We start from the raw sequence: 13,454 nt of genomic DNA, 5'->3' as shown, positions 1-13,454 counted from the left end.
ATCCAAGGGCCTACCGGTGCTACCGGACCTCAAGGGCCTCAGGGTATCCAAGGGCCTACTGGTGCTACCGGACCTCAAGGAACTCAGGGTATCCAAGGGCCTACCGGTGCTACCGGACCTCAAGGAACTCAGGGTATCCAAGGGCCTACCGGTGCTACCGGACCTCAAGGGCCTCAGGGTATCCAAGGGCCTACTGGTGCTACCGGGGCCACTGGACCTCAAGGACCTACTGGCGCAACAGGAGCTAGCTTTCCAGTCGCAACAGCCGTTCTACAAAATGCTGATTCTCAAACTGTAGGTTTATCAGAAAGTTTCGTCTTTAGCACAAGTTCTAACCTTAGAAATATTAATTTCAACGGGACTGACACACTTACTATTCTTGAAGATGGCGTTTATGTTATCAGTTTTTCAATTTCTATCACTGCACCTGGTTGCGCACCACTCGGAGTAGGTATTTCGCAAAACGGAGCAGTACCAAGTGATAATTTTTCTTGTAATGTAATTGGTTCTTCTCTTTCTTTCACAACAATTGAAACATTAACAGCTGGTACAAATATTACTGTTCAATCCACTCTAGGTGAGATCACGATTCCTGCTACAGGTGACACTAACATCCGACTTACTATATTTAGAATCGCTTAACCTAGATCATGTTTCTTGTTATTTCCACGAAAGTGCAAGATCAATAAAAAAAGAGCGGGATTGAACTGCACCCCAATTGTTAGATACATAATCTAACAATTGGAGGTGCAGTTTTTCTACGGCTAAATTTACAGCTGATGAAAAGATACAAATCGTTCTACGTTATTTGAACGGAAATGAAAGTTATCGAGAAATCGGTAAAGCAATCGGCATAAGAGACACAGTAGTTTTGAATTGGGTAAACCAATATAAGCAGAATGGTGTGGAAGCTTTTTTAAAACGGTATACAAATTACACACAACAATTTAAACTAGATGTACGAAACTTTATGATTGAAAACGGTACGTCCTTATATTTTAGAGCGCAATTTTCATGCAGATGCACCGAATCAAAAATGGGTAACAGACATCACAGAGTTTAAATTGTTTGGAGAGAAACTTTCTTTATCACCTGTATTAGACTTGTATAACGGTGAAATTATTACATATACAATTGGTTCTAGACCGACGTATTCACTTGTTTCAGAAATGTTAGAGAAAGCATTAGAACGTTTACCCGAAAATCACCAGCTACTGATGCATTCGGATCAAGGGTGGCATTATCAAATGAGACAATATGTCCGTACACTTGAAGCAAGAGGTATTGCGCAGAGTATGTCCCGAAAAGGAAACTGTTACGACAACGCAGTAATGGAGAATTTCTTTGGAATCATGAAGTCTGAATTCCTCTACATAAAAGAATTTGAAAGTGTGGAGCATTTTAAAATAGAATTAAAAAAATATATAGATTATTATAATACGAAACGGATAAAGGCAAAATTAAAAATGAGCCCGGTGCAATACCGAACTCACTTTTATCCAGCTGCCTAATGAAATAACCGTGTCTAATTTTTGGGGGTCACTTCATTCTCGCTCTTTTTTTGTTATGTACATTTATTTACTATTCTAATTCAATTGAAACATTCTTTTGAGGCATAAATGTAGAAATGGCATGTTTATAAATAAGCTGTTGCTTACCTTCTGTTTCCAATAAAACTGTAAAGTTATCAAATCCTTTAATTAATCCACGAAGCTGGAAACCATTTAATAAGTACAGCGTCACAAACGTATTTTCTTTACGTAGTTGATTTAAAAATTGATCCTGAATATTGATTGATTGCTTCATGTCGAATCCTCCTCTTTTTCTCTACTTAATTATTATTCGACTTTAGTTGGAGCTTTCCTTCTACATATCGCAAAATTTCTGCTGTTTTTTCACCATCTGTAACATCAAACCATGCCACATCCATTTTATTACGAAACCAAGTTAATTGACGTTTCGCATATCGACGTGAATTTGTTTTCAGTTGCGATATCGCCTCTTCTAACGAGACAGCTCCTGCAAAATAACGATATAGCTCTTTATAACCAATTGCTTGAATCGATTGACAATCTCGTACACCATTTTGATATAAGCGTTTCACTTCTTGCTCTAACCCTTGTCCCATCATAAGATCAACACGTAAGTTGATGCGATCATATAGCATTGTACGATCCATTGTCAAGCCAATTAAGACAACATCATATAATAATTCATGTTTTTGTTTTTCAAGTTGCTCACTCATTTTTTGCCCGGTTGTATGGAAAATTTCCAGCGCTCGAATCACGCGCCTTACATTGTTAGCATGAATACGCTTTGCACTTTCTGGATCTACTTCTTCTAACTTTTTATGTACAAATTCTACACCTTGTTCTTCAGCTAATTTTTCCATTTTCTCTCTGTACGCAGCATCTCCTGCTTCATCTGTAAATTGATAATCATATAGAACAGATTGGATATAAAGGCCCGTTCCGCCAACAATGATCGGCAATTTCCCACGTTTTGTAATTTCTCGAATATGTCCGCGAACAAGCTCTTGAAATTCCGCTACAGAAAACGAATCTTCCGGATCCTTAATATCAATCATATAATGCGGAATCCCTTCCATTTCATCAGCTGTTACTTTAGCGGTTCCAATATCCATCGTACGATAAATTTGCATAGAGTCTCCGCTAATAATTTCACCATTCAATGCTTTTGCAAGTTCAATACTAAGCTTCGTCTTTCCTACAGCTGTCGGGCCAATGATGACAACAACTTTCTCACGTTGCTTTTCTCCCATATATTTCAACTCTCTTTATGTAATATACTCCATTTCGTCATTATATCCAATCTTACCAATTTTAACTGCTAAAATGCAAGGTCTTTCAATACGGTAAATGAAATTACATTAATAAAACTCTTACAATAGACATAATTTCTCCACTTCTTCATATATATGATAAAAAATATGATCGGAGAGGATAGTATGAATGTAAGACAAGCCCCTATTGATTTTGTAAAATTAACAAACGAACTTATTCTTGCTGCATCAACAAAAGAAAAAGATTGCACCAAGAAAGAATTATATTTTGCGTTAAACTGTCTGCTTCGTTCCTTTCATACAGTAATTGATGAAGATTCATTATCCCCCCATTCACTACAATATATACAAAATCAATTTTGTAGCATGTATAAAATTATTACCGGTCGAACTATATATCCCTTTTAACATACAAAAAAATCTGTCAGAAAATTTCTGACAGATTTTTTCATTATATATTATTTTATAATTTTCACTTTCACATGTTTACGTCCCCATTGATCAGCAGTTCCATCAGAGCCAACTAACACATCAATACGGTTACCTTTAATTGCACCGCCAGTATCACCAGCAATCGCTTCTCCATACCCTTCTACCCATACTTTTGATCCTAACGGAATTACATTCGGATCAACAGCAATCACTTTCATATTCGGATTGGCCGTTAAATCATGACCCATTGCTGTTAATACTCGACCGCCATATGTACCATTTTCACTTGGATGAGCTGTATATGCTGTAGCTTCAACCGTTAGTTCACGTCCACTTGAAGGTTCATTTGTAGCTTTCGGTTTTGATTGCGCTACCTGCGTCTGTTCTTTTTCTTGTACCACCGGTTTTGATTGTGCTACTTGTGTCTGTTCTTTTTCTTGTACTACTGGTTTTGATTGTACTACTTGCGTCTTTGTTTGCACTTGTTTTACTGGCGCTTTTTCCTTTACAGGTGTTACAACTTTTACAGGCGCTTTCCCTGTTAAGAAAGGAGCATAAACATAAGCTGTTTTTCCATTATAATTAAATTGTAGCCAACCATTTTGTATTTGATTCGTTGTTTCAATCAAATCATCTTTCTTTAACGTACCGAGAATGTCTGAACTTGCGCTCATTCCTGCACGTACGTTCAATGTATTTGCAGTTACATAATAAATATTTTTCGTAAACGCTGCGCTTACGAATACATCCTTCCCATTCCATTTAATTTGTGACCATCCGTTTTCTGTATTTGCAACATGTAGTTCATGACCTTCTAATACTTTTCCTACAACTTTTGATTCCGTGGTTGGGTTTTCTCGTACATTGAGTACATCTGTTGTTACAACTGTTTCCGCCTTAGCAGAAGAATCATAAATTCCAAAACCAAAAAACGCCGCTATTGCTATACCAACTAATTTTTTCATGAATAGCCTCCATTCGCTTTGTTTTTGTGTCCTCATTATAACAACAGATTTTTTTTAATGGAGAAAATCACACAATTACAAACGATTCGTAACAAACTATTAATAGTCTGTAATATACATTTGAATATAAAAAATTACCTTTCTACCTTGTTTTACATCACTTTTAATAGTTTTCCATCCTATTTTTATACATATTTTTTTACATGAAACAAAACATTATTACCTTTTTATTACAAATTAAAAGGAAAATATTACATATGCAGTTACAAAAAAAACAGCTACTTTACTAAATAGCCGTTCTTTGTATTTTTATTATATTTTCTTTTTCTCTCTTCCTATCATAAGAGCGGAAATTATAGATTCCATTATGCTAGAAAGAATATATAACGGCAGTTTATTCATGAACATAATAACAAATGAACCTTCTTCTTTATTAAAAACAGCTATACTTTTGCATATCACATTTTTCTTATTATTCCAAAACATTCACTTTCCATAAAAAAATCTCAGCCTTTTCAATAGCTGAGATTTTTTATTAATAATAAGGTGAAATCATTAAGTACACAATAACACCAGAAAGACTTACATATAACCAGATTGGCATCGTCCAACGTACAATTTTACGATGGCGTGTTAATTGGTTTGTAAAACCGAACACAAGTGAGAATAAAGCGAGTGGTACGATAATGGCCGCCAGAAAAATATGTGTAATTAAAATAAAGAAATATACATATTTAATGACACCTTCTCCTCCAAAATGTGTTGCTGGCGCTAAGTAATGATACGTTAAATATGATACACAAAATAGCAAAGTTGTCGTAAATGCCGCAAGAATAAAGCCGCGATGCATTTTTACATTCTTCTTAATAATGGAGAATAATCCTGCTAATAAAAAAACAAATGTAAAACTGTTAAAAATGGCATTTAACATCGGTAAAATCGTTACATCAAAATGGACTTCTCCTTTATAACCTACAGGTCCAAAAAATAAAAATAAAATAATCGCATTAACAACTATAGAAAGCGTTATCACAATAGAAGCATAGCTTTTCTGATTTGTTGAATGATCCGCCAATTTGTTCACTCCCTTTTCTTTTCCATATGTATCATGAACTTCACTATTTTAACATATTATGCACAGTGAAAATGTGACAATACTTTGACACAAACAAGTTCAAGAAAGAAAAAAATCCTTCTTAACTCTCTTTCTTAAGAAGGATTTTATCGCTTATGAGCTGAAATAGCAATGCGATTAGTTTTTATTAAAAAACATATCGCTATACGCTTGAAAAATTTCAGACACTTGATATCCCATTAATAAAATGGCTGTTGCTGAAAAGAAACCAATCATAAGAAATCGAAACCACATGTAAATCTCCTCCTCATATTTAAGCTTATAAAGCATGCGCTATATTACAAGGCGGATAATCACAGTCTTCTTCTTCGCTTTCCTTTTTCTTTACAATTGCTGTGATAAAGCGAATCATAAAGAATAGGATAAACGGCAGTTCCCGATTACGTATATTGACATACTTGAAAATCGGCTCCTGCTGTAAATCCGACAGGGATGAGAAAGAATAGAACATATTATGCTCTTCCATATATAAAAGAACAATCTTCATACAAAACAATATTCCCAGAAAGGAAATAACATCTTGCCAATCTGTCGTATATAACATGTTATAGAGCTCTAATACGCATTCTTCCATCATCATCCCCCCTTCTTTTCAACTATTTTCCTCATATCTACATAAAAAGTCAAGAAAATTACCTTATATCCACTATGAAAATATTGTTTTTATATCCTCCAACTGCACCTCTTGTTTTTGTAACAATTGCACTCTTAGCTCTACAAACATCTTTTGTTTCATTTGATACCTTTGAGCATATTTTGAATGCATTTTGTAATCAATCTGTTGCAACACATATCCTTCAATCCAAAGCTTACCTGCTTTCATTTTATTTACATATTTATGTGACCTAAGTTTTTCTTTTGGAATAAATTCACTGCTCGTTACAACAATATTCTTTGAGATTCCTCTTATTTCTACCTTTCCAGGAAATGTTACCGTTTCTTCTAAGGCTAATTCTATTTTATAATCTCCTAACAGAACTGGAAGCCTTGTTGCGAGAAAATAAAGATTTTTTTCTTCATTTTCTTTTGGCGGAACAATCTGATGTAGAGAAGTTAAAGACGATTGTTGCACTTTTTCTGTATTTATATTGTTTGTAGTACAATCATTTGCAACTTCTATAAGAGATCGGTCTTCCACAATTTTTGTAGATTTCAAATAGCAATGCGGCTGTTCAAAATATTGTTGAATCGTAATTACCAACCGTGAATCTATTTCATTGGATATTTGATTTTTATATACAAATATTTCTTCATCAATCCAATTTATAATGGGAGGCATAAGAAAATCTTTTATATCCCTCATAATCGAAAAAGGAGTTTTAACAAATTTAGAGTACCCCTCACATCCTGGATACATTTTTTTGTCTGCGAATTGTACAACTTTACATACAGCAGCTTGCTTAGAAATGATGTTGCTCATCTCTTCATAATTCAGCCATGGTTTATTCATCATGTATCACTTCCTAACTGATGAATGAAATCGCATCTTTATCATTATGTATATATTTATTGTCAACGTTATATATGCCCTCTCTGCAAAAAAGGACATTCTCTTTTCACAAAAAGAGAATGTCCTTTTTCATTATAACCCTGTTACTTGTACTTGCTGTGTTTGTAATACTTTTACAGTAAGGTCTAAAACGATTTTTTCTCGAAGCTCTGTGAACGTCTCATTCAAATTAGTTGGGCAAGGTGAATAATCTAATTCAAAGAAAGCCGCACTAATTAATTCACAATATGGCTGTTCATTATAAAAAACAGTATTTTCGAAGTAGTATTTGTCAAGTCGCGACAAATCTCCATTATGAGGGTTGATAAAGCGAGAAGTAGCTTCAGACGAAGATGCGATAATTGGCAGTGTCGAAAAGTCTGCTTCTGTTAAATCAGCAAAACCAGAAAACGGAATATGTGCAATTCTATCAAGTAGCGCCGCATTACAATCACCAGAAGCATATTCAATATTTTTTCGAATGTAACCTTCTACAAATAGTTTCGCTCTTGTCACTTGACGAAAATTCGTACCAGGAATAGGAGTAAAGGCTACTGGTACTAATTTACATTGTGTTAAAAATGCATTTTTTAACACACGCTTAATCTCCGATGCTGCTGGATCTAATGGAACATTCGCTTCAACAACAATTTGAAGTGTTCTTTCCGCTAATACAACTGGAACTTTTACAATCGGTGTTCCTGGAGTAAGAATAGGCGTTGCTTCGGAATCTGACAGTGGAACTCTATTTTGCCCTGTCACTTCGCAAGGTACTTCAATTGGACATGGGTCTTCATTTTGGAAATTATTCATACTGATTCTCTCCTTTGTATCTTTTTAACCATAAGACTGGCTATGTTACTAACATATGTATTTTTTCTAGTCATGCATGGGTTAATAGCATAGTCACTTTTATCAAATTCGTTAATAGAAAAGGTTCATGAGCCATATCCTTAATCTCTATTTTCTTCAATTAAAAAAACAATTCTTGATAAAATTCCATTTCACCTTACATGAAATGAAATTTTAAGATACACTATACAAAACATAAAGACAATACATCTAGACAACTTTTTAGAGGAGTGTGATTTGCATTGAAGACTTTTAAGTTTTTCTTATGTACTGTACTGTTTATACTCAGCCTCACGACTATTCCTTTACAACCTACAGCATCTACTTTATCTTCTAAATTACTTGTTGGATACTGGCACAATTTCGACAATGGAACGGGCATCATTAAGTTAAGAGATGTTTCCTCGAAATGGGATGTTATCAATGTTTCCTTCGGGGAAACGGGAAGTGATCGTGCGACGATTGAATTTACACCAGCATATGGCAGTGAATCTGAATTTATAGCTGATATCGCTTATTTGAAAAGTAAAGGGAAAAAGATCGTCCTTTCTATCGGGGGACAAAACGGAGTCGTTTTACTACCTGATGCCGCTGCTAAACAGCGTTTTATCAACTCAGTACAAAAAATTATTGATAAATATGGATTTGATGGTATCGATATTGATTTAGAATCAGGAATTGTATTAAATGGAGATGATTATGACTTTAAAAACCCAAAAACACCTCAAATTATTCACCTCATATCAGCGATTCGGTCCATTTCTGAACATTATGGTCCTGATTTTCTACTAAGCATGGCGCCAGAAACAGCTTACGTACAAGGAGGTTTTAGCGCCTACGGAAATATTTGGGGCGCATATTTACCAATTATTTATGGTGTTAAAGATAAATTAACTTACATTCATGTTCAACATTATAATGCTGGCAGTGGAATAGGAATGGACGGAAATCATTATACACAAGGAACTGCCGATTATGAAGTTGCAATGGCAGACATGCTATTACACGGATTCCCGGTAGCAGGTAACCCAAATAACTTTTTCCCGGCTCTCCGAACAGACCAAGTGATGATTGGTCTTCCTGCAGCTCCTGCAGCAGCTCCAAGCGGAGGATATATTTCACCTAACGAAATGAAGAAAGCGCTGGATTATATTATAAAAGGCACCTCTTTTGGTGGGAAATATACATTATCTAATCCTGAAGGATATCCTGCTTTCCGCGGATTAATGGCTTGGTCAATCAATTGGGATGCAAAAAATAACTATGAATTTTCTCATACTTATAGAACATACTTTGATACACTTCATAATCTAAAATAATGTGAGTTACAACTCTAGAAACTTTTCTCTATTTATATTCATAACATACTTTCTTTATATCTCAGCATGTTCAAGTTTGCTACAACATATTGTCTCGCTACAAGTAAAACTCAGTTTAGTAGATTTTATCCGATATTTTAAGGCAGACTCATAATCGGTGGGGGAGGAAGCCCCCGCTGATTAAAGTTTCACTTGCATGATCTTATAGAAAAATTGCATAAAACAGTATTCTCTCCTCATTTTTTACCGACCTAACGAGATTGACAAATTTATACATATTTTATAACATATTGAATGATGTCTTTCTTATTCAATAATTTGTTCTATATCATAACGTATAATCATTATGAATAAATACATTATTCATCTCGCTAACTTATAGCATAGATACAAATTTTATATAGAATAATTGAAAAGACATCATTGTTATTTACAATCCTTTTTCATATCTTCTAATAATTCATGATGATTATGCGAAACAACGGAGGGATTTTTTATGTCTGTTTATGCACCTCATGAAATTGCCAATTTAGCTGCTGATTCAGGTAAGAAGAAAGCATTACTACCTCTATTTCCGATGCTTATTCTCGGCTTTTTTGGTGGCGCTTTCATAGCGTTAGGGTATTTGCTTGATATTCGTGTGATTGGGACAATGCCAAAAGCGTTAGGGTCATTTTCTACTTTTCTAGGGGCAGCTGTTTTCCCAGTTGGTCTTATTCTTGTTATTCTTGCTGGTGGCGAATTAGTGACAGGTAATATGATGACTCTATCAATGGCTTGGTTTCAAAAGCGGATTACTTTTTTTAACGTTGTAAAGAATTTATTTATTATTACAATCTGTAACTTTATTGGCGCTGTCTTTGTTGCTTATTTCTTTGGACATATCGTTGGACTAACTGAAGGACAATTTTTAGCAAAAACGGTATCTATCGCACAATCAAAACTTCATGATACAGCTATACAAGCATTTTTTTCTGCTATTGGATGTAACTGGCTCGTTTGTTTAGCTGTTTGGCTCAGTATGGGAAGTAAAGAGTTTAGTGGGAAAATTATCGGCATTTGGTTTCCTGTTATGACCTTTGTCGCAATAGGCTTTCAGCACGTTGTTGCAAATATGTTTGTCATTCCAGCTGCGATCTTCGCTGGTCATTTCAGTTGGGCAGACTATTTTCCAAACTTTATTGTTGTCTTTTTTGGGAATTTAGTAGGAGGTATGCTATTTGTAGCTCTTCCTTATTTCCTAGCTTATAAACAACAATCGAAAATAACAACGGCATCTACTGAAAAAAAATCGGTATCTGTTTAAATACAATCATCTATGCTTTATAAACAGCAATTTTACATCATGGACATAAACTATCGTATGGTAAATCGTATATCATACTTATAAAATATTGGATCAAATGGTATAATTCTCTTTATGAATGGGGAAAATAGAGCTGTTTTCGATACAAACAATGTATTTTTTGTGAATCTATCAGCGTACACTTGTTCTCCACACTTTTATGCGTTATAATAACAACTCAAATACAAATAGTATTACATACGAGGTGAAAAAAATGAATAAAACAGAATTAATTAAAAACGTAGCACAAAAAGCAGAAATCTCTCAAAAAGAAGCTACTGTCGTTGTACAATCTGTAGTAGAATCTATTACAAATACTTTAGCTGCTGGCGAAAAAGTACAACTTATCGGCTTTGGTACATTCGAAGTACGTGAAAGAGCTGCTCGCACAGGTCGTAACCCACAAACAGGTGAAGAAATGCAAATTGCAGCTTCTAAAGTACCTGCATTTAAAGCTGGAAAAGAATTAAAAGAAGCTGTAAAATAATTAGTAAAAAAACGAGCTAGTAAAGAACTAGCTCGCTTTTTTTACGCTTTCGAAAACCTTTCAAACACTCTCATTAGCTCTTCTATTGCCTCATCCCCATTGCCATCTTGAATTGCATGAGAAACACAATGATGCGTATGATTTTTGAGAATACCCATTCCGACTTTCTTCATCGCTGCATTAATAGCGGAAATTTGCACTAAAATATCCACGCAATATCGATCATTTTCAATCATATTTTGAATGCCTCGAACTTGTCCTTCAATTCTCTTTAATCGATTCATAATTTGTTCTTTTTCTTTATCCGATCTATGCGTAGTAGCTGCTCCCTGTTCATTATGATTCATTTTATCACCTTCTTAAAGTTTCAATTGTATTAACAAATAGATATTCATTCATAAACTTATTTTTCAATTCATCTATATTGTAATATGATCTACTCGGAGTATAACATTTATAGATAAACATCTTCAATTCAATGCTTCATTCCTATTATTAAACCTTAATAAGACTCTTCATACAAGTTTCCTTCTACTATATACGTCCATGTTTTTAAAAATAGTTTTATTATTCATATTGTTGGAGGGACAAGAACTTATTATACTTGTAAAAAGAATCATTGAATTCCTTCACTTACTATTACATAAACTCCTTCATCAATTGGACTTTTATGGGGAATCCTATCCACTTCTATTTCGTTTTTTTGTTTGCGATGGGAATATGGCTTCCCGCAAATAGTGGAAGATACATGAACGATGATTTTTCTTCAAAAAGAAAAAAACGCTTCATCTTCCCCTTACTTCTTTTAAAAGTGGAAGATAAAACGATTCAAATAAGAAAATCGACTCGCTTGTTTCAAAGTTTCTAGTTAATAGATTTATAGCACGAAAGGTATAATGATTATATATAACTCACACATCTCTTAGTTGTTTAAAGGAATAACTAAAGGATATTACTTACAAAGCGCAATCCTTTACTTAAAACCGTTGGGACTACTGATGCATGATTCTCTCCTTCTGCTTCATAAAAAGCAAATTGAAGCTTATGATTGTCCAGTTTGGATAAACGTTCTGATAATGCATTTGCATCTTGAAGCATATGGCCTCTTTCCGCTCCGCCGACTGTAAGAAAAACTCGAACCTCATCACTCATTTGATTCCATTTATCTATAAATTTCAATTCATTTTCAAGAATCAATTGATTGTTCCACCAAATGGAGGGACTGCTGATGAAATAATTTTGGAACGCACTGGTTTTTGTAAACAGAATATGCAGTGCAAATAATCCACCAAATGAATGTCCAAATATCGTCTGTTTTTTTTGATTAATAGTAAAGTTTTTCTCAATTTGTGGTTTCAATTCCTCTTGAATAAATGCTAAGAACTTACTTGCTCCTCCCGACTTCGGCCACGGTTTCCCATCAGGCTTCGGCGGTGCATCTACTGAGAGTGGATAAGGAGTAAAATCGTAACACCTTTCTGCACCCGCAAACACCCCTTCAATTGGATAACCAATCCCAACAATAATAGAAGCGGGAACTCCTGTTTTTTCAGCCCTTCCTGACTGAACTTTCATCGCCTCTTGAAATGTTTGAAAGTATGCATTCCCATCTAATACATAAATGACAGGATATCCATTGTCTGGAGCTGGATGCTTAGGCTTTGAAATATAAATTCGATATTTACGCTTCCCAATATCCGAATACATCTCCCATTGCTCTGCTCCAGAAACGATAACATCTTCTCTTTCTATATGTGTATTCATACGATTATCGCCTCTCTTTTTTTCTTTTCTTAACTTGTCGCATATAAGTCTGTATCTTCTTCTTTCGTAACACTATCATACCCAAAACATACAGGGGCGCCATTGTAAGGATCTATCATAACGCGTGCATCAATATGAAACACACTTCTTAATACGTCGTTTGTAATGATTTCTACAGGGCTTCCAGTCGTCATGATTTTCCCATCTTTCATCGCAATAATCTCATCTGAAAACCGCGCCGCATGATTAATATCATGTAAAACCATTATAACCGTACAATGATGCTCTTTATTTAATCGTTCCACAATTTGTAGCACTTCTAATTGATGAGACATATCAAGATAAGTTGTTGGTTCATCTAATAAAAGAATTTCTGTCTCCTGTGCTAACGCCATCGCTAACCATACTTTTTGTCTTTGACCGCCTGATAAATTTGCAATTTGACGATTGCGAAATGCTGCTGTTTTTGTAATTTCCAAAGCCCATTCAATCACTTCTGTATCCTTGGATGATCGTTTATTCACATTGTTTCGGTGTGGATAACGACCATAAGAAATCAACTCCTCTACTTTCAGCTCTCCTGGCGCAATCGGATTTTGCGGAAGTAAAGCGAGTTGCTTTGCGATTTCTTTCGTTGGAATCGTATGTAAATCTTGATCTTGCAAATATACTTTGCCGCTTTTTTGTTTTACAATACGTCCCATTGTTTTTAATAAAGTAGACTTCCCACAGCCATTCGGTCCTATAATGGTTGTTACCTTTCCTTTTTGTATTTCTACGTTTAAATCACGAAATACTATCAATTTCTCATAACTTGTTTCTAAACGTTCTGTACGTAATACTTTCACAATTTCTCCCTCCTC

Annotated in this window: 16 protein-coding genes and 1 pseudogene; 7 read left to right on the top strand and 10 right to left on the bottom strand. The window is 34.8% G+C overall.

Annotated elements, in window-relative coordinates; genetic code table 11:
- The 3 genes and pseudogenes from MR063_RS17555 to MR063_RS17545 all read left to right on the top strand — a co-directional run.
- On the top strand, nt 1–642 hold a 642-nt coding region (locus tag MR063_RS17555; protein WP_242200377.1), incomplete at its 5' end, for a Gly-Xaa-Xaa repeat protein.
- Nucleotides 643–808: 166 nt separating this feature from the next.
- On the top strand, nt 809–1,063 hold the full coding sequence (locus MR063_RS17550) for a hypothetical protein (RefSeq protein WP_242200375.1): 255 nt from the start codon (nt 809–811) through the stop codon (nt 1,061–1,063).
- Nucleotides 984–1,511 (top strand): annotated as a pseudogene (locus tag MR063_RS17545) (IS3 family transposase); the annotation flags it as partial. The gene MR063_RS17550 and the pseudogene MR063_RS17545, both read left to right, overlap by 80 nt.
- Before the next feature lie 70 nt (nt 1,512–1,581).
- Here MR063_RS17545 and hfq read toward each other — a convergent pair.
- Both hfq and miaA read right to left on the bottom strand, forming a co-directional pair.
- Entirely contained in the window at nt 1,582–1,806 is a 225-nt protein-coding gene (gene hfq, locus MR063_RS17540; protein ID WP_242144612.1) for an RNA chaperone Hfq, read from the bottom strand.
- A gap of 25 nt (nt 1,807–1,831) precedes the next feature.
- Nucleotides 1,832–2,782, bottom strand: a complete 951-nt coding sequence (gene miaA / locus MR063_RS17535; RefSeq protein ID WP_242200355.1) for a tRNA (adenosine(37)-N6)-dimethylallyltransferase MiaA — start codon at nt 2,780–2,782, stop codon at nt 1,832–1,834.
- A gap of 186 nt (nt 2,783–2,968) precedes the next feature.
- Between miaA and MR063_RS17530 the strand changes: the two genes are divergently transcribed.
- Nucleotides 2,969–3,211, top strand: a complete 243-nt coding sequence (locus MR063_RS17530) for a hypothetical protein (RefSeq protein ID WP_242200354.1) — start codon at nt 2,969–2,971, stop codon at nt 3,209–3,211.
- A 50-nt stretch (nt 3,212–3,261) separates the two neighbouring features.
- Here the strand turns inward: MR063_RS17530 and MR063_RS17525 are convergent, their stop codons facing one another.
- The 5 genes from MR063_RS17525 to MR063_RS17505 all read right to left on the bottom strand — a co-directional run bounded on the left by MR063_RS17525 (nt 3,262) and on the right by MR063_RS17505 (nt 7,637).
- Nucleotides 3,262–4,200: a 3D domain-containing protein gene (locus MR063_RS17525; RefSeq protein WP_242200351.1), complete on the bottom strand. Its 939-nt coding sequence runs from the start codon at nt 4,198–4,200 to the stop codon at nt 3,262–3,264.
- A gap of 535 nt (nt 4,201–4,735) precedes the next feature.
- A complete protein-coding gene (locus MR063_RS17520; protein ID WP_242144608.1) occupies nt 4,736–5,275 on the bottom strand; it encodes a DUF420 domain-containing protein in 540 nt (179 codons plus the stop codon).
- A 319-nt stretch (nt 5,276–5,594) separates the two neighbouring features.
- Nucleotides 5,595–5,915: a hypothetical protein gene (locus tag MR063_RS17515; protein WP_242200342.1), complete on the bottom strand. Its 321-nt coding sequence runs from the start codon at nt 5,913–5,915 to the stop codon at nt 5,595–5,597.
- A 66-nt stretch (nt 5,916–5,981) separates the two neighbouring features.
- A complete protein-coding gene (locus tag MR063_RS17510) occupies nt 5,982–6,785 on the bottom strand; it encodes a DUF7852 domain-containing protein (RefSeq protein WP_242200339.1) in 804 nt (267 codons plus the stop codon).
- Between the two features lie 132 nt (nt 6,786–6,917).
- Nucleotides 6,918–7,637, bottom strand: coding sequence for a CsxC family protein (locus tag MR063_RS17505; RefSeq protein WP_242144605.1), 720 nt, complete (start codon nt 7,635–7,637; stop codon nt 6,918–6,920).
- 281 nt (nt 7,638–7,918) lie between these two features.
- Here MR063_RS17505 and MR063_RS17500 point away from each other — a divergent pair, with 281 nt between their 5' ends.
- The 3 genes from MR063_RS17500 to MR063_RS17490 all read left to right on the top strand — a co-directional run bounded on the left by MR063_RS17500 (nt 7,919) and on the right by MR063_RS17490 (nt 10,827).
- On the top strand, nt 7,919–8,995 hold the full coding sequence (locus MR063_RS17500) for a chitinase (RefSeq protein ID WP_396021855.1): 1,077 nt from the start codon (nt 7,919–7,921) through the stop codon (nt 8,993–8,995).
- A 496-nt stretch (nt 8,996–9,491) separates the two neighbouring features.
- Nucleotides 9,492–10,301 carry a formate/nitrite transporter family protein gene (locus MR063_RS17495; protein ID WP_242200336.1) on the top strand — a complete coding sequence of 270 codons (810 nt, stop codon included), beginning with the start codon at nt 9,492–9,494 and terminating at the stop codon, nt 10,299–10,301.
- Between the two features lie 253 nt (nt 10,302–10,554).
- Complete coding sequence (locus tag MR063_RS17490) at nt 10,555–10,827, top strand: HU family DNA-binding protein (protein WP_242144603.1); 273 nt, start codon at nt 10,555–10,557, stop codon at nt 10,825–10,827.
- 41 nt (nt 10,828–10,868) lie between these two features.
- Here MR063_RS17490 and MR063_RS17485 read toward each other — a convergent pair whose 3' ends face one another.
- From MR063_RS17485 to MR063_RS17475, 3 genes are all read right to left on the bottom strand, one after another.
- A complete protein-coding gene (locus MR063_RS17485) occupies nt 10,869–11,174 on the bottom strand; it encodes a metal-sensing transcriptional repressor (RefSeq protein ID WP_242200333.1) in 306 nt (101 codons plus the stop codon).
- Nucleotides 11,175–11,769: 595 nt separating this feature from the next.
- The gene (locus MR063_RS17480) at nt 11,770–12,591 is read right to left on the bottom strand and encodes an alpha/beta hydrolase (RefSeq protein WP_242200331.1); all 822 of its coding nucleotides are present in this window, start codon (nt 12,589–12,591) and stop codon (nt 11,770–11,772) included.
- Between the two features lie 29 nt (nt 12,592–12,620).
- Nucleotides 12,621–13,439, bottom strand: a complete 819-nt coding sequence (locus tag MR063_RS17475; protein WP_242200327.1) for an ABC transporter ATP-binding protein — start codon at nt 13,437–13,439, stop codon at nt 12,621–12,623.
- Nucleotides 13,440–13,454 lie beyond the last annotated feature (15 nt).

Source organism: Bacillus cereus group sp. BfR-BA-01492 (assembly GCF_022662815.1).
Classification (GTDB): domain Bacteria; phylum Bacillota; class Bacilli; order Bacillales; family Bacillaceae_G; genus Bacillus_A; species Bacillus_A cereus_BD.
Note: the sequence above shows the minus strand (reverse complement) of the source record. Positions and strands in the feature narration are given on the sequence as shown.